Annotated in this window: 18 protein-coding genes and 1 pseudogene; 11 read left to right on the forward strand and 8 right to left on the reverse strand. The window is 46.4% G+C overall.

Annotation, left to right across the window (positions count from 1 at the left end):
- Nucleotides 1-21 precede the first annotated feature (21 nt).
- From FU672_RS24840 to tssB, 5 genes are read right to left on the reverse strand one after another with little or no spacing between them, the layout of a single operon-like run.
- Entirely contained in the window at nucleotides 22-165 is a 144-nt protein-coding gene (locus FU672_RS24840) for a hypothetical protein (RefSeq protein WP_187360783.1), read from the reverse strand.
- Nucleotides 165-854, reverse strand: coding sequence for a type VI secretion system protein TssL, short form (gene tssL / locus FU672_RS03160; RefSeq protein WP_148242132.1), 690 nt, complete (start codon nucleotides 852-854; stop codon nucleotides 165-167). Before tssL ends, FU672_RS24840 begins: the two co-directional genes overlap by 1 nt.
- Nucleotides 851-2,200, reverse strand: coding sequence for a type VI secretion system baseplate subunit TssK (gene tssK, locus FU672_RS03165; RefSeq protein ID WP_148242133.1), 1,350 nt, complete (start codon nucleotides 2,198-2,200; stop codon nucleotides 851-853). Before tssK ends, tssL begins: the two co-directional genes overlap by 4 nt.
- 12 nt (nucleotides 2,201-2,212) lie before the next feature.
- Nucleotides 2,213-3,760, reverse strand: a complete 1,548-nt coding sequence (tssC, locus tag FU672_RS03170; protein WP_187360776.1) for a type VI secretion system contractile sheath large subunit — start codon at nucleotides 3,758-3,760, stop codon at nucleotides 2,213-2,215.
- Nucleotides 3,761-3,795: 35 nt separating this feature from the next.
- On the reverse strand, nucleotides 3,796-4,293 hold the full coding sequence (tssB, locus tag FU672_RS03175; protein WP_148242135.1) for a type VI secretion system contractile sheath small subunit: 498 nt from the start codon (nucleotides 4,291-4,293) through the stop codon (nucleotides 3,796-3,798).
- 892 nt (nucleotides 4,294-5,185) lie between these two features.
- On the opposite strand from tssB, the gene FU672_RS03180 reads away from it, so the two are divergent.
- Both FU672_RS03180 and FU672_RS03185 read left to right on the forward strand, forming a co-directional pair.
- On the forward strand, nucleotides 5,186-5,407 hold the full coding sequence (locus FU672_RS03180) for an AlpA family transcriptional regulator (protein ID WP_148242488.1): 222 nt from the start codon (nucleotides 5,186-5,188) through the stop codon (nucleotides 5,405-5,407).
- Nucleotides 5,400-6,476 carry a ParB family protein gene (locus tag FU672_RS03185; RefSeq protein WP_148242136.1) on the forward strand — a complete coding sequence of 359 codons (1,077 nt, stop codon included), beginning with the start codon at nucleotides 5,400-5,402 and terminating at the stop codon, nucleotides 6,474-6,476. Before FU672_RS03180 ends, FU672_RS03185 begins: the two co-directional genes overlap by 8 nt.
- Here the strand turns inward: FU672_RS03185 and FU672_RS03190 are convergent.
- Nucleotides 6,423-6,950, reverse strand: a pseudogene (locus tag FU672_RS03190) (alcohol dehydrogenase catalytic domain-containing protein); the annotation flags it as partial. The gene FU672_RS03185 and the pseudogene FU672_RS03190 overlap by 54 nt on opposite strands.
- A 47-nt stretch (nucleotides 6,951-6,997) precedes the next feature.
- Nucleotides 6,998-7,387 (reverse strand): RidA family protein, encoded by a 390-nt coding sequence (locus FU672_RS03195; protein ID WP_148242137.1) that lies wholly within the window; start codon nucleotides 7,385-7,387, stop codon nucleotides 6,998-7,000.
- A gap of 141 nt (nucleotides 7,388-7,528) precedes the next feature.
- On the opposite strand from FU672_RS03195, the gene FU672_RS03200 reads away from it, so the two are divergent.
- The 4 genes from FU672_RS03200 (at nucleotide 7,529) to FU672_RS03215 (ending at nucleotide 11,253) form a co-directional block, all read left to right on the forward strand.
- The gene (locus tag FU672_RS03200) at nucleotides 7,529-8,467 is read left to right on the forward strand and encodes a LysR family transcriptional regulator (protein ID WP_148242138.1); all 939 of its coding nucleotides are present in this window, start codon (nucleotides 7,529-7,531) and stop codon (nucleotides 8,465-8,467) included.
- 324 nt (nucleotides 8,468-8,791) lie between these two features.
- Nucleotides 8,792-9,103, forward strand: coding sequence for a phage holin family protein (locus FU672_RS03205; protein WP_262348996.1), 312 nt, complete (start codon nucleotides 8,792-8,794; stop codon nucleotides 9,101-9,103).
- Nucleotides 9,090-9,479, forward strand: a complete 390-nt coding sequence (locus FU672_RS03210; RefSeq protein ID WP_148242140.1) for a M15 family metallopeptidase — start codon at nucleotides 9,090-9,092, stop codon at nucleotides 9,477-9,479. The genes FU672_RS03205 and FU672_RS03210 overlap by 14 nt, the downstream gene beginning before the upstream one ends.
- Before the next feature lie 247 nt (nucleotides 9,480-9,726).
- Nucleotides 9,727-11,253: an aryl-sulfate sulfotransferase gene (locus FU672_RS03215; RefSeq protein WP_148242141.1), complete on the forward strand. Its 1,527-nt coding sequence runs from the start codon at nucleotides 9,727-9,729 to the stop codon at nucleotides 11,251-11,253.
- Between the two features lie 139 nt (nucleotides 11,254-11,392).
- Here FU672_RS03215 and FU672_RS03220 read toward each other — a convergent pair whose 3' ends face one another.
- The gene (locus FU672_RS03220) at nucleotides 11,393-12,544 is read right to left on the reverse strand and encodes a cytoplasmic protein (protein WP_148242142.1); all 1,152 of its coding nucleotides are present in this window, start codon (nucleotides 12,542-12,544) and stop codon (nucleotides 11,393-11,395) included.
- A 132-nt stretch (nucleotides 12,545-12,676) separates the two neighbouring features.
- Between FU672_RS03220 and FU672_RS03225 the strand changes: the two genes are divergently transcribed.
- From FU672_RS03225 to FU672_RS03245, 5 genes are all read left to right on the forward strand, one after another.
- Nucleotides 12,677-14,230: a bifunctional metallophosphatase/5'-nucleotidase gene (locus tag FU672_RS03225; RefSeq protein WP_148242489.1), complete on the forward strand. Its 1,554-nt coding sequence runs from the start codon at nucleotides 12,677-12,679 to the stop codon at nucleotides 14,228-14,230.
- 87 nt (nucleotides 14,231-14,317) lie between these two features.
- A complete protein-coding gene (locus FU672_RS03230) occupies nucleotides 14,318-15,880 on the forward strand; it encodes a bifunctional metallophosphatase/5'-nucleotidase (RefSeq protein ID WP_148242143.1) in 1,563 nt (520 codons plus the stop codon).
- Between the two features lie 70 nt (nucleotides 15,881-15,950).
- Nucleotides 15,951-16,832 (forward strand): nucleoside-specific channel-forming protein Tsx, encoded by an 882-nt coding sequence (locus FU672_RS03235; protein WP_148242144.1) that lies wholly within the window; start codon nucleotides 15,951-15,953, stop codon nucleotides 16,830-16,832.
- A gap of 22 nt (nucleotides 16,833-16,854) precedes the next feature.
- Complete coding sequence (locus FU672_RS03240) at nucleotides 16,855-18,465, forward strand: bifunctional metallophosphatase/5'-nucleotidase (protein WP_148242145.1); 1,611 nt, start codon at nucleotides 16,855-16,857, stop codon at nucleotides 18,463-18,465.
- 162 nt (nucleotides 18,466-18,627) lie between these two features.
- Nucleotides 18,628-19,581, forward strand: coding sequence for a radical SAM protein (locus tag FU672_RS03245; RefSeq protein ID WP_148242146.1), 954 nt, complete (start codon nucleotides 18,628-18,630; stop codon nucleotides 19,579-19,581).
- Nucleotides 19,582-19,584: the final 3 nt, after the last annotated feature.

Below are 19,584 nucleotides of genomic sequence, written 5' to 3' on the forward strand. Positions count from 1 at the left end.
AGAAGAAACAGGACGCTCAGATTACAAACAGGCCAGAGTAATTGTCGCGATGCGGACGGGGTAATTGTCGCCTAATATCGGAATGAAATACCAGAGCAGCCAAAGCAATGTGGCAACAGCTGCAAAGGTGTGCAGGGCAACCGGAATGATGACTGATTTACGCATTAGCCATGCAACTCCGGTATTTGTGCTGACAAAAGAGACTGGAGCCAGAGGTGACCACCCCACCAGATAACGCCGGTAAGAATGACGGCGAGCACTATCCAGAACCAGACTGAGCGCATCAGACTCCAGCGATGTTTCCCCATCCGGTGAACAACCAGAGACAGGCCTGCATCAGGCGGAGAAACACGTTCAGAAAGGGCTCTCACTACCTCATCACGCTGCGACTGGCTGACCGCTTGCAGGCTGTATAACCCCTGAAAGCCCAGCGCAATAACACGGTGATAGCAGGTTAAAACGGCCGGGTTTGGTGAGGGTTGACGCAGAACCTCTGCAATGCTATCCCATAGCGCTTCACCAGCCCGAAGTGAGCCAAAAAAACGCGCCTGAAGCGGAGCTTTACGCCAGACCACCGGGCCTTCATCAACGGGAATTTCTCCACCGTCTTCGGTTTTTTCAGGTTTGCGGCTCATCACCGTCTCGTCCAGTAACGCACACTGGGCATAGGAGATATGCTCCACACTGGCTTCGTCGTATCCGGCGCGAACCAGCGCATCACGCACACGTTCAACCTGCTTAACACATTTGTCGTAAAGTGCGCTGCCATTGTGGGTAACAGCACCTTTCTTCAGCATGGTTACGGTGAGCCACGTCTCCGCCATCAGCTGGTCGATATCGATTTCCTGTCTCATGAGCGCAACACCGCAAACAGTTCAAGCTCCAGGGCTCCAAGCATCTCGGGTACATAGAACATACACACTCCCTGCTCCTGCATTTCATGCGCAGCGGGGCTTTCCATATCAAGTGCGAAGTACTGGTTTTCCATGCGTACAGGCAACGCTGCCGGGACCCTGCTCACCGGAATCAACGGAATACCCCTGAGTGCAGCGCCATAAATGACATTGACGTCATCAGGGGACCCGGCCTGACAGAGTGAAGGGAATTTGTCGGCGACCTGCCAGGCCGGAACATCTGAGCGTACAGAGAGATAAAGATCGGCTTCTTCACGCAGACGGATATCATGAAGGTTGGCCTTCCAGGTCTGTCCGTCCGGGCGGGACATCTCTAGTGCAATAACGCGGGATGGCAGACTTGCTTCCAGCAGCTCGGTAACAAGGTCAAAAAGCGGAAGGAAAGCATTGACCGGTTCTGCATGATCATAACCCGGGATAGCGTCCAGATCGTGATCCAGTGAGAAGGTCAGCATACTCCCTGCCAGACGGGCGAGTTCAGCCCATACTAGTTCAGGTGGTCGTGCCGGGAATCGTTCGTATTCCGTCAGGACTCTGGCGTGAGAATTCAGCGCATTCAGCAACCAGAAAAGGGAAACATCGGCGACGGCAAAATCGGCGAGCCTTTCGTTGCTTTCACGACGCATAGTCATCAGACGCTGGCGTCGGGAGCGTAACTGACGATTGAGCAGCACCAGACGTTCGCGAAGGACCGGGCTTGCCCCAAATGACGCAACGGGAGGAATAAAAGACGGATCCTGTCGCCACGCATTTTGCCCATCCCGTATCAGTCTTGCTACCGGGCAGACTTTCCAGGAATCATTACTTTCATGGGCAAACCGGATGCTGAAATTAAACCGGGCAACAGCCATGGACTCTTCTTCAGAGCCAAAGGCATCCTGCAATGTTACCCACTCTTCACGATAGCGGAGCGGCCGGTCTGGGCTGACGCCTTCCTGTTCAACGTTGATCACACCTGGCTGCATGTGAGGCAGTGCGATAACGACGGTTACCGCATCACGGCCAGCCAGTTGGCTGGCATCTAACTCACGTGGTGCCGGAGGCAGATCACTCCTTTGCGCGTCAATCAGCGAACCATCTTCCAGCCAGAGGCGTAACTGCGTAATCTGGATCAGACCGGACGAAAGAAGACTGTCATTAAACTCAATCTTTTCCACACCCCAGGGGAATGCGGATGCCAGCGCTGATGCACCGGCACTGCGAAAAGACTCCCATTCAGCCTGCTGCTGGAACTGTTGAGGGGACAGTAAAGCCCCCTCGTTCCACAGTGGACGATAAATTTTCATCCCTGTCCTGCCTTATGCTTTTGCTTTAGGCATCTGGGATACCAGCGACAGATTGACGTCCATGCCTTCAACCTGGAAGTGAGGGACTGCAAAGAGTTTCACGCGGAAGAAACCCGGGTTGTCCTCGATGTCTTCAACGATGACTTTGGCATCGCGAAGCGGGTGTGAAGCCTGGAGGTCATCGTCCGGATCGGTCATTTCAGTTACCAGTCCTTTCACCCAGGTATTGAGCTCCAGCTCAAGCAGGCGACGGTCCTTGGTGGTACCGATATTTTCACGCTGGATGAGCTTCAGGTAGTGTGCGATACGTGACAGCAGGAAGATGTATGGCAGACGGGCATTGATGCGGCTGTTGGCCGTCGCATCCGCAGTGTCGTACAATGCAGGCTTCTGGGCGGAATTTGCACTGAAGAAACAGGAATAATCTCTGTTTTTATAATAACTTAGAGGAATGAATCCCAGATTCGAGAATTCAAACTCACGGGTTTCAGGTATCATTACCTCTGACGGAATTTTTACCTGATTGCCGGTACCGAGGTCGTACAGATGAATTGGCAGGTCCTGAACCGCACCGCCAGCCTGAGGTCCACGGATCTGTACGCACCAGCCGTTATTGATAAAACTCTTCACCATATTGGCGGCGAAGGCAAACGATGCATTGGTCCACAAATACTTCTCATGGTCAGGCCCTTTAACTTCCTCAACGTAGTTGAAGCTGCGCACGGGTACGGTATCCGGACCATAAGGTAAACGTCCCAGAACACGTGGCATTGTCAGACCGATGTAGCGGGAATCCTCAGAGTCACGGAACGCTTTCCATTTGATGTACTCCGCACGGTCAAAATAGTTACCGATGTCTTTGATTGCGGCGACTTCTTCCATGCTGGATTTATGGAAGAATTTTGGTCCTACAGAACCAATAAACGGCATATGTGCGGCAGCTGAAACTTTTGAGATGTTGCGTAGTAACGCTACATCCTGAGCGGAAGAATCAAATTCATACGACGAAATGATAGCGGCGATAGGCTCTCCGCCGGGTTGGTCGTATTCCATCGAATATGTATGATAGTAGAGACCACTCTGGATAATTTCCGGAGCATCCTCAAAATCCTGACGAAGATCGTCTTTAGAGACATCAAGCACTTCGATTTTCACGTTCTGGCGGAAATCTGTGCGGTCAACGGTGTGCTTAAGACCCCGCCAGAGTGACTCTACGCGTTGAAACTCAGGGTGGTGCATAACTTCATCAAGCTGGCGACTAATTTGATAATCAAGCTCAGCGATATGCGTATCCAGCAATGATTTATCCAGCTTCTCAACTTTCTGGCCAGACTTCGTAATGACCTGCATGAAAACCTGAATGGCTGCGGTTACTCGCTCATCTGCCGAGGCATCGGCCATGACGCTGTCGTCCTGATATTCAGTAATGTCACCCAGGCGAGAAACTGGATTCAGATTAATTTTTTCAAACAGCGAGGCATACACGCCGTCTGGGTTATTCTTAAGTACAGTAGTGTTCCCCTGCACCGATTGTGTTTCAGTATTCATGGACATCAGCATCCTCTCTGTTAATCCATTAAAAAAACATTCTACTGTTATTCGGCAGGTGCAAGGGCATTCAGTTCTTGTCTTAATTCTTCGCTCAGAGCCGGGTCTTTCAGTATGGTTTCAAGAGATCTGCGGAACTCGGCGTTATCCAGGAGGTTTGACTTGAGGTCTCTAAGGAGATTACGCATGGCTAACATGGCTCGAAGTTGAGGAATTTGCTTTGCTATTGCTTCAGGCTCGAAATCCTTCATTTCAGAAAAGCTGAGTTTGACATTTTCTTCAGTGCCATCGCCTCTCAGGGTGTTGGCAACATCAATGCTGACCTCTGGGTTAAGCTCGGATAAAACGCTATTAAAGTTGTTTTTGGAAATATTTAACTTACTGCGTTCAGAAAGCGGGAGAGTTTCTTTTCCGTTGCTGAAATCTCCCACTGCGAGAAGTTTTAAGGGCAACTCTACTTTCTTTTGGGCGGAACCCGTGTGCAGGTCAAGCTGGATGTTGACGCGTGCTTTTGGCACTTCATTCTGGAAGCTGGAATTTGCCATATCATTCCCTTTGTTGGACAGTGGTGATAGTTATCACGAGGTATCTTTACAGCGCGATGATAGAACATATCACTCACACAGATCAACTTTTCAGATCAAAGGCCCGAAATTAGGAAATTCTTAAGAATTTTATACTGTTTTATAATAGCGTGCACCACTAAGCATCGGGTTAAAAGGTGATTTGTTAGCTGCTTATGACATCATTTGCAGGGGTATTAACTATAAGTAACTGCCATGGCAGATGAATGCTGTATATATGATCTTTTATTGATTTAAGTCAGTGCAATGATGGCAGTGTATTCGTGATGTGGATGTGTACCTTTGTTGTATAGCTAACTCACTGTAACAATGACATTTTTAGTTACATGTCATTTCGATGGAAAATCCGAAAGCATACCTCTCAGATAGCCAGCTTTGCTGTAAAGATTAGTTTTTACGCTTACAATTATAATCCCTCCTTATTTCATCACTGCCTGATGGCTTTTTGAACTATGCTCCACAATCTGCGATAGTAGAGGGCGGAGTAAACAACGTAAAAAGTCACCCAGAGCCCCGTCAAAAGAATGACTCCGGATGCAGCGGAATTTGATATATCAATTACAAATTATTTAGTTACATTTTATCCCTGCAATAAAATCCTTTTCCGTACAATAAATAATTCCGAGCAGTGATGGATACACCATCATTAATTCACCATAAAACACTAATAATTCTAGGCATTATCGTGCTTTCATTACTGATTTTCAGTGATGAAAAACATTCACCAGAGAAATAGGAAAGTAAATCTGTAAAACTTCGAATGAATTCCCATACTGGAAATTCATTTAATTCTGTTCTCAGCACTGACTAACCGGTAATAAAACTCTCCCGTCCCACTGAACCGGAGAGAATGATGGCACCGTACAATTTATTGCGCATAAAACAGGTTGAGGCCAGGACCGGACTCCATCGCTCACAAATCTACGCATGGATGAAAGAAGACCATTTTCCGCAGTCAATTAAGATAGGCCCTGCCAGTGTAGCATGGCTTGAAAATGAAATTGACGAATGGATTGAGAATAAACTCAACCTGAGGCCGTTGCGCCCATCTCACAGGAGCAACAACCATGACTAACCTTCCTGAAAAGCTGATTACTGTCCCCCTTAAAGATTTACGCCCGTTTGACATGAACCCAAGAATCACCCGTAACCCGGATTATGAGAAAATAAAGGCCTCAATTCGCTTACGGGGACTGGAGCACCCTCCGCATATCACACAACGTCCAGGTGAGCTGATCTCCAGCGGCGGCAACACACGCCTGGCCATACTCAACGAATTGTGGCAGGAAACCCGTGACGACAGATACCGCAGTGTTGCCTGTATTTTTCGCCCGTGGCAACAGGAAAAAAGTGTGGATGAAGGCAATCTGTGCTGCCTGCTGGGTCATCTGATTGAAAACGAAATGCGTGGTTCACTGACATTCATCGAGCGTGCGCTTGGGGTCTGTCGCGCCAGAGAGTTGTATCAGCACACTTCTGCTGTCGTGCTGTCACAAACCCAACTGGCACAGCGATTACGTGATGATGGTTTTCCGGTTACGCAATCCGATATCAGTAAAATGGAGTCAGCCGTCGAACTGCTGTTACCTCATATCCCGGATGTACTGTATGGTGGCCTTTCTCGCCTGGGAGTCGAAAAAATTCTGTTGTTACGCAGTAATGCTGAACAGTGCTGGCATCAACAGTCAGCCGGGAAATCGGGATTGCCCTTTTTTAGTGATATTTTCGCTCTCTCGCTGTCACCTTTTAATGGGCCACTGGCGGGATTCTCATTCGATCACCTCCGGGATGAGCTGACCGGATTGATGAGCCAGGCACTAAATACTGATTATAATACCGTCGCGCTGGCAACGGACAACCGCAGCCAGAAACGACAGCTGTTGCTCGGTATTGCTGAACCCGCGCTCCCCGAGGTCGCACAGAAGAGAACCTGCCCCCCACCTTCAGAAGAGAAGCAATCCCGTTTACCCGGAGATATCCAGACGGAAGCAGGGCAGGCTCTCCGGGATCCCCCTGATGAAAACTCTCCTGTCCACGACGTTATTCTTTGCACGATCCACGACATGATCGGCACCAAGTTCCAGCAACCGGTTTATTCGCTGCGTTCCGCTTGCCACGCCGATGACCGTCGCGCCTGCTTGTGAGGCAAGCTGAACGGCCGCGAGCCCCACGCCCCCCGCTGCAGCCTGAATCAGGACGGTTTCTCCAAGTCGGATCATTCCTCGTGTGAAAAGGCAGTGATGCGCGGTTCCAAAAGAGATCGGTACCACTGCCGCGTCTGCTGCATCCACTCCATCCGGAATAAGCCAGGTGCGTTCCGCAGGCACAGCCCAACGTTCCGCATGCGATCCCTGTATGCTAAAAGCAGTCACTCTGTCCCCAACCCTTCGGCTACGGACTTTTGATCCGACGGCAACAACTGCCCCCGCGGCCGCGTAGCCAACGATCCATGAAGGAAAAGGCGGCGGAGTTGAGTGCCGGTTGATCAGATCTCCCCCTTCAACCGAGATAGCCTCCACAGAAATCAGGACGTCGTCAGGTCCTGCGACCGGATCCGGGACGTCGACATACTGCAGGACGCCTGGAGCGCCTTCCACGTCATAAACCACTGCTTTCATCAATTTTCCTCTGTCTGATCTGTCGACTGGCGGAGAGACCCGTAACGCTAGGGCAGCCTGGCAATCACCTTAATCTCAAACTGGAATCCGTACAGCCACGTCACGCCGATCCCGGTTAACGTAGGGTAAGGCGCTTCCCCCCAATATTCTGGCAGGATACTCCAGATAGCGTCGAGGTTTGACTCGGGATCGACGACATAGAGGGTAACGTCAACCACGTCACCGAATGTGCAGCCCGCAGCCGTGAGAACAGCATTAAGGTTATCGAATGCCAGCCGGACCTGCGCTTTTAGGTCCTCTTCAGGCGAACCATCCTCCCGGCTACCAACCTGCCCCGAAACAAACAGGAAGCCGTTAGATTTGATGGCGGGTGAATACCGATTGCGCTCATAAAGCGCCTGCCGTCCGAAGGCAAAAACTGCTTCGCGTGTTGTCATATTTACACCTTTGTAATGGGGCGAAATCAGCCCGGTGAACATAAAGACACTTTACTGGTGAAGGATCGAGCGGATAAACAAGCGACTTTGTCCATCATTGTTTGTAATATCCAAACAATCGGTGAAAAGAGAGGACAAGGGATGGATCGTTTCGATGCGATGCGCGCCTTTGCTCGAGTGGTGGAGGCAGGTAGTTTCACAAAGGCTGCCCAAACGCTTCATATGAGCAAAACCACGGTGACGCAGCTTATTCAGCAGTTGGAAGCGCGCCTGCGCGTCAAGTTGCTCCATCGCACCACCCGCAGGCTCGGCGTCACTCCTGATGGCGCAGTCTACTACCAGCGCGTCATCCGGCTGCTGGCGGACATGGAGGATGCTGAAAACAGCCTGTCCAGTTCGGCGATGACGCCCAGGGGACGGCTACGGGTGGATGTGCCCACTCCTCTCGCCCGCCTGGTGCTGGTGCCCGCGCTACCGGCTTTTCACGCGCGCTACCCTGATATCCAGTTCGATATGGGCGTGAGTGACCGGGTGGTGGATCTGATCGGCGACAACGTGGATTGCGTGCTGCGCGGTGGCGAAATCAACGACCAGTCCCTGATCGCACGCCATGTCGGCGATTTGCAAATCGGTGTTTACGTCGCACCGAGTTATGTGGAACGCCTTGGCGCCCCTGTGCATCCGCGAGAGCTGGAAAATACGGAGCATCGCATAGTAGGATTCTTGTCCTCACGCACTGGTAAGATTGATCCTCTGGTACTGCACGGTGAGAGTGAACATATTGAAATCACGGGCAGCTATGTACTTTCCGTGGATGATGGCAATGCTTACCTCGAAGCTGGGTTAGCCGGGTTAGGCGTGATTGCGCTGCCAGTCTATATGGCGGCAGCTCATCAGGCTTGTGGCTCTTTGATTCCACTGTTTGAACATTGGCGTATTAATCCAATGCCCCTGTACCTGGCATTTCCGCCGAACCGCCATGTCAACGCCAGACTGCGCGTTTTTATTGATTGGATCATTGAATTGATGCAGCAGCATGTCCCTAATTCCAATAATAAGTCACTACATCCCAGCCCCTGATTCGCTCATCAGCGTATTGGTTTATCTCTTCCCGTTATCCAAATCCAGAGTACAAAAGCCTTATCCCATTCCCGCTCTCCTACTGGTTCCTCTTATATATTCCGCTGCTAAATATAATCACCAACATCAATAATATATAGCTATCATTAAGCGTTAATTGATCGACAAAAACTATTAATTGCATTCCGTGTGAGATTCATCACAAAACAGGGTCGCTCAACGTTTATTATTTACTGCATAGCAAAAACATATTGTTAGGTCAGAAAAAAACAATCTCATCATGAGGTAAATTTCATTATTTATACACCTATGGAGGTAATTGTTTTGCCATGGAAAGACCCATCATCAAATGCATTTTTTAGCTGGATCTACATAATATTATTCGGTGCGTGGGGAGGACTTGTTAGATATCTCCTTGACGTTAAGTCTGGCCATTCGAGAAGAAGTTTATTTTCGGCAATAGCACAAATTATTGTGTCAGGATTTACCGGTGTACTTGCTGGCTTGATGTCACAAAGCCTGGGAACAGTATTTCATACTTCTCTTGCCGTCAGCGGTATATCAGGTGCCATGGGCGTTGTTGCCCTTAATTATTACTGGAAAAAAATCTCTGGAGATAGCAATGATAAATCATGAATTTAGTAAAACGACTGAAAGGAATCTCAAAGGCGTACATAAAGACCTTGTTGATGTAATGAGAAAAGCGTTGAAATTATCACCTATTGATTTCGGTATTTCAGAAGGATTAAGAAATCAAAAGCGACAGCTTGAGCTATTGGCAGCAGGAAAATCATTGACCTCAAAAAGCAGGCATTTAACCGGGCACGCCGTCGATGTATTCGCAGTCATAAACGGCACAGCATCATGGGAGTTTAAACATTATCAGACGATTGCTACGGCTGTGTTTCAGGCTGCTAAGGAGTTATCTGTTGATGTTGAGTGGGGCGGCAACTGGACGGAAATAAAGGATGGGGTTCATTTTCAGCTCTCACGAAAGATGTATCCTGAATAAGAACTAAATATTTGAGAGGTCTATTCTCGCAGAGAATACGGCACACCGGCATTTGCTGGATGATAAACCATGCCCTGTTTACTCAACTATTTTATAAGAGGAGAATTATAATACAAAACCGCTTTTAATTACCAAAGCATGAAACTATCCGTCAGGCGTTTATTTGCTCGCTATTTCTATTAGCGATGTTTTATTTCGCTGACAAAAAACACATATCTCATTGAACGAAACAAAAAGGAATACAATCATGACAATTACTTATATTAAAAATGAACTTGCACCGGCCGACAACCAGCTCGCGGCATATCTTTATTTTACCTCAGATACGCCAGTAAGTTATTCTTACACCGTATCAAAACGGACAACCAGCCCAACCAGCGTAGATTTTACCTATACATCGGATCTGATTTATGGTTTTTCACAAAACATAAAGATCCCGGTTATTGGTCTTTATGCGCAATATGCAAACAGCGTGCAGGTCGTGTTTAAGGATGAAGCTGGAGCTGAAGTTTTCAATCAAGCATTCACTATTAGCACGGAAGATCAGGTATATGATACATCTGTCATCTTCCACCTCGATATTGAACAAACCGATCCTGCACTATTTACCTCTGTATGGGGAAACAGCTGGTTAATGGAATCCACTGGCCGTGGTTATGACCAAAATGGTGACCTGCGCTTTAACTTCTTATCGGTTTATCATCTCCAGCCGTTGCGAATCCACAATGGCTACCTCTATACCGGTAGCGATGAAGATATGTCGTGGTACGGTCGTCGTTTTTTCAAAATTGACATTATGGGTAATGTCATCTTTGAATTCGACATGCGTGATTCTGATGGCAATCACTATGGAAACACTCACGATGTAGTCTGGGACTCTGCGGGCGATGTTTATATGTTTGGTAACGACATCCCGAATCGGATCACCAATACGAGGGGGCAGGATGCTCTGGTTCTAAAATTCAACGATCAGACAGGGAAAATGATTTGGGCCAAAAATTACACCAGTGAGTATAGCGGCTCGCAAATCCTGAATAACAGTACGCCTAATGATATTCATTTAAACTCGTTGTCATGGATTGCAGGCAGTCCAAACAATGATGAGGCAGTTATTGTTCATTCCCGCTCAACAAGTACGACTTTTGGCATATCTATCGCTGATGGGAGTATCTTGTGGGTGATCGATACAGGTAATTACAACCCACAGTTCCCGGTAAATCCAGACACTGTTCATATTGATAACGCCGGTATTACAAACTTTGAAAATGGTGCTCATACCGTATGTATCACTAATAACAGTGCATTTGCAGGAAATATCGATCCTACCGTGGGAAAATTTGTTTTATCTGTGTTTGATAACCGATCGTGTCTTGATGCAACTGGCGCCCCTGTCATTCGCCCGATGAACGACAAGGCGACCACCGATGCCTATTCAACACCGCCGGCGCGTATTCTCTTCTACGCGGTAGACATGGCAGCCAAAACAGCCATGGAAATCCACGCACCTATCGAACTGCCAACAACCCCCATCGTCCAATGGACTGATTTTATGGGTGGCGTGTTTGACCACGATGATTACTTCGTTATTTTTACCAACCATGCTCGTTCATTCTTTATCTCCGATGTGAACGGCAATATGATTGCCTCTATCTACGATGTAATTTCTCTCCCTGATGGCGCACCTCAGTTCCCTGCGGAGGCCTATCGTGCACGATTATTTAACGAAACGGAGCTTACTGACGTAATCACTGCGGCATCCATTCATGCAAATTAATAAAAAACATGAGCAATTGATCATCAGGTTCTAATTTCCCATTGATCTCACTGCATATGTTAAAAGGGTTCATGTATCTGCATGGACCCTTGATGTTATATCCCAGGAACGTAGGTCATAACTTTATCACCGAATAGATTTAGCCGGTACTCGTCCCAGACAATGTTTGCGTAAGTTTATCGTTATACTCTGTCGCAAGGGAAAGGAGAATTTGCGTTACGCGCCCAGCGGATAGTTTGGCACTGTGGGTAAATGCAGTTTGTTTGTTTAGCCAGTGGCTAAAGTTCCTGCTGGCCGTTAAAGAGAGCATTTTAGCGTTATGCTTATCCCCCCCTGTCAAAGGACATATCATCCTGCGGTTTTTCCCCTGTCCCCAGAGCTGCCACTGAGTTTGCCACCAGCCGTGCTGTGTTGTTCGCAGAAAAGTCCAGGGTATATCACTCTCAGCTTCATTGATTTCCTCTTCTATAAACCAAAGCTCACCTTCTCGCTGGCGAAAAAGATCTGCCCAGGCGGTAATAACAGCTCCTCGAAGAAAACATTCGTGTGAAATAGCATGTTTCTTTATCTGAGGAAAAAGGATGTTCAGCACGCGAAAATGCCCGTGAGCCACAATAACAGGACGCAAAATCGCTCCTCTGGCGTTACGCTTGAGAGCCGCACTTCCATACTGAATTTCATCAAACTGGCTCCGATGTAGAAATTGCATCTCGCGCATATCAACGCGATTTACGATATCACTATGGTGCAAATCAGGCTCAATATTCCCACGCCAGTGATACATTAACGTGTCACCGCTGGCATGCTGAGTAAAATTGGTGGAGATATGAAGAACACTACCGCGGTCGGCATCGAAACTGAGAAGAACATACAGTTTCTGTTCTGCACTACTCCCCTGGAACGGCACAATGAGTGAAATAGTTTCAATCCGTTCTGGGGGAACAATTTTTCTTTGTGTTTGCCGTTTGGGTGTCCAGACTTTTCTGCAGGCTCGGCACTGAACGCGCTGTGTTCTCTGCGGATTATAACCATAACAAATAGTTTCCTGGCTATAACATTCAGGGCAAAAATAACCGTTGTCTGAGGCATATGCGCTTAAGTGAGCAGAAAGCCATTCATTAAATTGTTGCTCATCAAACAGCGGAGGATAACTCCCGCATGCCCGACAGTGTAATGCCGGAAATCCCAGTCTATAGTCTGGCCAACTGTAATCAGCAGAGGCAGATATTGGCAGCCCTAAATTGCGGCAACCAAACGATTTGCAGGTATTAATCGTAAATATAGCCAATATGAGTCACCAACGATTTTAAGAGATCGCTGATTTTGCCTTATAACTCCAGGCTGATTGTGTGAGCAGGCTCGCATAAAAAACGCTTTCAGAATGTAAAGTAACGAATCTTTATATAACAGAAAGGAACTGATGATGAATATAAAAGCGATTAGCGCAGGTATTTTGTTGACATTACCATTTTGGGCCTGTGCCAAGGATGTCACGCTTATTTATACCAACGATCTTCACGCTCATGTCGAACCTTATAAAGTCCCATGGATCGCTGACGGTAAACGCGATGTCGGTGGTTGGGCAAATATCACCACGATGGTAAAAGAGGAAAAACAAAAAAGCAAAGCAACGTGGTTTTTTGATGCAGGTGACTACTTTACGGGTCCGTATATTAGTAGTTTAACGAAGGGAAAAGCAATTATTGATATTATGAATACCATGTCGTTTGATGCTGTTACGATAGGTAATCATGAATTTGATCATGGCTGGGATAATACGTTATTACAGCTAAGCCAGGCGAAATTCCCTATTGTACAGGGCAACATATTCTATCAGAACAGCAACAAATTATTCTGGGATAAGCCTTATACCATCATCGAAAAAGATGGTGTGAAAATTGGCGTCATTGGTTTGCACGGCGTGTTTGCCTTCAATGATACCGTTTCTGCGGCAACGCGCGTAGGTATTGAAGCCCGGGATGAAATTAAGTGGCTGCAGAGCTATCTCGATGAACTGAAAGGAAAAGTCGACTTGACCGTATTGCTGGTTCATGAAGGCACGCCGGCGCGTCAGTCCAGCATGGGCGGAACCGACGTACGCCGTGCCCTGGATAAAGATATTCAAACCGCAAGCCAGGTGAAAGGTCTGGATATTCTGATTACGGGACATGCGCATGTCGGTACGCCGGAACCGATTAAAGTAGGCAAGACGCTGATCCTCTCGACCGACAGCGGCGGTATTGATGTGGGTAAACTGGTACTGGATTACACGAAGCCGCATCAGTTTACGATGAAGAATTTTGAGCTTAAGACCATTTATGCAGATGAGTGGAAGCCCGATCCGCAGACGAAACAGGTAATCGACGGCTGGAATAAGAAACTTGATGAAGAGGTTCAAAAAACGGTGGCGCAGTCGCCGGTTGAATTGACGCGTGCGTATGGTGAATCAGCCTCGCTGGGTAATCTGGCTGCGGATGCTTTGCTGGCAGCAGCGGGTAAAAATACACAGCTGGCCTTAACCAACTCGGGTGGTATTCGTAATGAGATCCCGTCTGGTGCGATTACAATAGGCGGCGTCATTAGTACGTTCCCATTCCCTAACGAACTGGCCACGATGGATCTCACGGGCAAACAATTGCGTACGTTGATGGAGCATGCCGCAAGTTTAAGCAATGGCGTCTTGCAGGTATCGAAAGGCCTGGAGATGAAATATGACAGCAGTAAACCGGTCGGTCAGCGGGTCGTCGCATTTACCCTTAATAGTAAACCGATTGAGGATGCGACAGTCTACCACATTGCCACCCAGAGCTTCCTTGCCGACGGCGGGGATGGTTTTACCACCTTTACCGAGGGTAAAGCGCGTAATACAACAGGCGGTTACTACGTTTCTAACGCAGTGATCGATTACTTCAAGACGGGCAATACCATTACGGATGAGCAGCTCAACGGCATGCGCGTTGTTGATGTGAAAAAATAACAGTTTATTCGACTGTGCATATTAAAAGGGTTCATACATCTTCATGAACCCTTATTTAAACTCTTGCTTTTTTCAAAGGGACTCATTATGAATAAAAATATAAAGCTTAGTCTGATTGCATTGTGCATGTCCGCTACGTTAATCGCATCAGCTAGCGCGAAGGATGTGACTATTTATTACACCAACGATTTACATGCACATGTCTCTCCAGGGAAAATTCCAGCCGTCGATAAAGAACGTGCAGTTGGCGGTTTTGCTAATATAGCGACCATCGTCAATGATGCTAAGAAAAAAAATAAAGATGTCTTTTTCTTCGATGCGGGAGATTACTTTACCGGACCCTATATAAGCACCCTGACCAAGGGTGAAGCCATTATTGATATAATGAACGCTATGCCTTTTGATGCTGTGTCAGTGGGGAACCATGAATTTGATCATGGTGTTGATAATATGGTTAAGCAGTTATCAAAAGCGAAATTCCCTGTTTTGCTGAGTAATGTTTTTTATAGCAACAGTGACAAACCCGTCTGGGATAATCCCTGGACGATTATCGAAAAAGATGGCATAAAAATTGGCGTAATTGGAGTACATCAGAAATTTGCTTTTTATGACACCGTTGCGGCTAAGGCTTATGCCGGTTCAGAGGCTCGTGATGAAGTGCCTTATATTCAAAAAGGACTTGATGCATTAAAAGGCAAAGTGGATATCATCGTCCTGCTTATCCATGAAGGTACGCCAGCGCGTCAATCAAGTTATGGAAACAAAGACGTAGCCAGAATGCTGCAAGCTGATATCGATACCGCAAAGAAATTTAAGGGTATTGATGTGTTAATCACAGGCCATGCTCATGTGGGAACACCAGAGCCAATTAAAGTCAATGACACTCTCATTGTTTCAACAGATGCATATGGTACTGATATTGGTAAATTAGTCCTTGATTTTAATCCTCAGACTAAAAAAATTGATGGCTATAGCGGTAAATTAATCACTGTATTTGCAGATGAATACAAGCCAGATCCTAAAGTTCAAGCCAGGATTGATGAGTGGAATGCTAAGCTGAAAAGTATTACTGACCAGGTTATTGGGTCGACAACGGCGCCCTTCACGCGCTCTTATGGTGAATCGTCACCTGTTGGTAATTTAGTTATTGACGCCATGATGGCCAAAGCACCGGACGCCGTCGTAGGATTACAAAACAGCGGAGGTTTGCGTGCTGATTTCCCACAAGGAAATTTACGATATGGTGATGTCATTACTACCTTCCCATTTAATAACGAACTGGTTGAAATGGATCTCACCGGAAAAGATCTCACCGACTTAATGATTCATGCAACAAATCTTACCAATGGCGTTTTACAAGTGTCAAAAAGTGTTCACGTTGAATATGATAGTAAAAAACCGCTGGGTGAACGGATCATTAAATTCACTATTAATAATCAACCGGTAGATCCAGACAAAACATATCGGGTTGCTACACACTCATTTTGTGCGACGGGAGGGGATGGATTTGAGACATTCTTAAAAGGAACGAATGTCAAAACTATCAACAGCACCACCTCTGCAGAGTCAATTATTGATTATGTCAAAGCCCACAATCCATTGAAACCCGATCTTGAAATGAGAGTGGTCGATGTAAGCACGTCCAAATAGTTTCAATAATGTATTTACCATAACATAAACCGTCTTTATTAAAAAATCTCTGTGGAAGGAATCCCTACTTATGAAAAAAATAAAATACATATTATCAAGCGCACTTATGCTTTTACCCACGGTAGCATTAGCAGACTCTGGGAATAACGAATACCTATCAGACTTGTGGCATCAAAGTATCAATATCGTAGGGAGTAACTCCACTCGGTTTGGGCCTCTAAAAAGAGCAGACTTATATCCAGAATATCGTGCATGGGCACATGTGGATTGGTTTGATTTCTATGGCTATGCGGACTTACCTAAGTTTTTTGGTATAGGCAATGATAATGATATCGGCATTTGGGATAATGGCTCTCCATTTTTTATGGAGATAGAACCGCGTTTTAGCATCGACAAATTGACGGGGATCGACCTCAGCTTTGGTCCATTTAAAGAATGGTATTTTGCACATAACTATATCTATGATGCAGGAAGTAATGCAGGACAACGTCAGAGCACATGGTATATCGGGATTGGGACCGATATTGATACGGGACTACCGATGTCGTTATCTGCAAATATTTATGCCAAATATCAAGGAAACAATTACAATGCTGCCAACGAAAACGAGTGGGATGGATATCGCTTCAAAGTCAAATATGTTATCCCAATTACAACAATATTGGGTGGAAAACTAAATTACGTCGGCTTTACCAATTTTGATTTTGGTTCAGACCTTAAAGACGAGTCAGGCGGCGAGCAGAAATTTTACTCCAGGACCAATAGCTCTATTGTTTCCACCAATATACTCAGTTTAGTTTATCCTCACTGGAACTATGGCGCGACCCTTCGTTATTTCTATCATGGTGGACAATTTGATGAAGGTAGCAAAGCATTTAGCAGCGATGGAGATATCATCTCTATAGATTCTACAGGGTGGGCATACTATTTAACTGTTGGTTACGCTTTTTAAATATAACTGCAAGGAATTAACCATGAAGACAAAAATGATTGCAGCAGGCATTCTGTTGACGTTGCCATTCTGGGCCTGCGCCAAAGATGTCACTATTATCTATACCAACGATCTCCATGCGCATGTCAATACTTACAAACTCCCTTATGTCGCAAACGGTCAACGCGCAATTGGCGGATTCGCTAATATCACGACCTTAGTAAAGCAGGAGAAAGCAAAAAACAAAGCCACCTTTTATTTTGATGCAGGTGACTACTTTACCGGCCCCTATATCAGCAGCCTGACAAAGGGGGAAGCGATAATTGATATTATGAATACTATGCCCTTCGATGCGGTATCAATTGGCAATCATGAATTTGACCATGGCTGGGATAATCTCTTACGCCAGTTAAGTAAAGCGAACTTCCCTGTTCTGCTGGGGAATGTATTCCATAAGGACAGCGAGATACCTTTCTGGAACAAACCGTACACCATCCTGGAAAAGGATGGTGTAAAAATAGGTGTTATTGGACTGCACGGTGTGTTTGCATTTAATGACACGATTTCAGAACTCTCGATCCAGGGTCTCGATAATGATAAGAACAACCGCTTTGATAAATCAGCTGCGGCCCTTAAGAACCAGGGGATTGAGGCTCTCGATGAGGTGAAATATCTGCAGCACTACCTGGATGAGCTGCGCGGCAAGGTTGACGTTACCGTCGCGCTCGTTCATGAAGGTGTTCCGGCGCGTCAGTCCAGCATTGGGAATACAGATGTCCGGCGTGCACTGGATAAAGATATTCAGACTGCGAGCCAGGTCAAAGGACTTGATATTCTTATCACCGGGCATGCTCACGTAGGAACACCAGAACCTATCAAAGTGGGGGATACGTTAATCCTCTCTACTGACAGCGGCGGTATCGATGTGGGTAAATTGGTACTCGATGTTAAACCTGCCACGCATACCCATGAGGTGAAAAGCTTCGAACTGAAAACACTTTATGCTGATGAATGGAAACCAGATCCAACAACACAGAAGGTTATCGATGGCTGGAATAAAAAACTCGCGGATATTGTGCGCCAGCCGGTCGGTGAATCACCTGTCACGTTAACCCGTGCCTATGGCGAGTCATCACAACTTGGAAACTTGTTTACGGATGCAATGCTTGCCGCCGCACCGAATGCACAGGTCGCTCTGATTAATTCCGGTAGCTTACGGGCCGATCTCAACGCGGGCCCTATTACCTTTGGTGATATTACCAGCACATTCCCCTTCAAGAATGAACTGACAGAGATGGATCTCAGCGGCAAGGAGCTGCGTAATCTGGTGGAGCATGGAGCATCGCTCACAAATGGCATACTGCAAATGTCACAGGGGGCTGAAATGCATTATATGCCACAGAAACCCGTAGGTAAGCGCGTAGTATCGTTCACAATCAACGGCAAAGAGATTGCCGATACGGAGACTTACCATGTTGCTACGACGACATTCCTTGCTTTAGGAGGCGATGGTTTTCTGGCATTTAAAGAAGGGAAAAATGTACAAGTCCGTGCCGGTCATAATATGTCCGATGTAGTCATTGACTATCTGAAGTCAGGGCACAAAATCGTTCCTGCACAAGTTAATGAAATGCGCGTTGAAGTCAGTAAGTAATACAATAATGATGCCATTCATTTATGGATGGCATCATTTGTTATAACGATGGAAAGTTGCCCTATGACGGAAAAACACTTAACTGCACTCTGTAATTTACATTGTACAAATTGCGTTCATCTCCATAAAACGCGACTGTATCCGGAGTGGCAAACAGGTTGTATGGACGATACGACGCTTAAGCAATATATTCTTCAGAAAATTGACACATGGGAAACTGGCGATGTGCATTTTTACTGGCGGGATGGTGAATTAACTTCTGATGAGTTAATTTTTTTAAAACGTGTCATTGCGTTACAACAGAGATTCGCACAAGGTAAAAACATTATCAATACATTACTCATCCACGGTATTACGTTAGATGATGACTGGTGCGAATTCTTCAAAAAAAATCATTTTCTTATTTGCATTTCGGTAGATGACGGTAGTCCGTCATGCGAAATTTTCAGCAAAACGATGTCTGAAAGCCCAGTAACTAATATGATTGAATCAAACGTGATGTTACTGCAAAAGCATAACATTACATTTAATACGCTTACCGTCATTAATAACATAAATAGCCAGCAACCGCTGCGAATCTATCATTATTTGAAGAGTCTTGGCAGTCGCCATATGTTGTTTATCCCCTTACTTAAACCGCTTGCACAAGGTGGTGTGGATGCGCAAAGCCTTGCCCCCACCGCACTGGGGATTTTTTTGAAAACGATTTTTTATACCTGGATACGCCTGGACATTGGAACGATTAAAATCCCCATTTTTGAGCATGCATTTGCTGCGTGGTGCGGGTTATCTGCGCCGACCTGCGTTTATGCATCCAGTGATGACAGCAATCAAGCTGTTGCAACCACGATGCAGAAAAGTACGGTGAATCACAAAGTTGAGCAATCCACAACAACACTGGTAGAAGAATGTACGAGTTGCAAAATGGAATTCGCCTGCCACGGCGGTTGCGTAAAAGACCGCATAGCACTTTCCCAATCCGGTGTTCCGCGGCTTAATTATTTTTGTGAAAGCTATCAGGCTTTTTTTGCGTATGTTGAACCCTATATGTTGATGATGAGGGCTTTGTGGGAACAAAACTATGCGCCTTCCGATATTCGTCAGTATTTGGCCTGACAT

This window comes from Enterobacter asburiae (genome assembly GCF_008080435.1).
In the GTDB taxonomy this organism is placed as follows: domain Bacteria; phylum Pseudomonadota; class Gammaproteobacteria; order Enterobacterales; family Enterobacteriaceae; genus Enterobacter; species Enterobacter asburiae_C.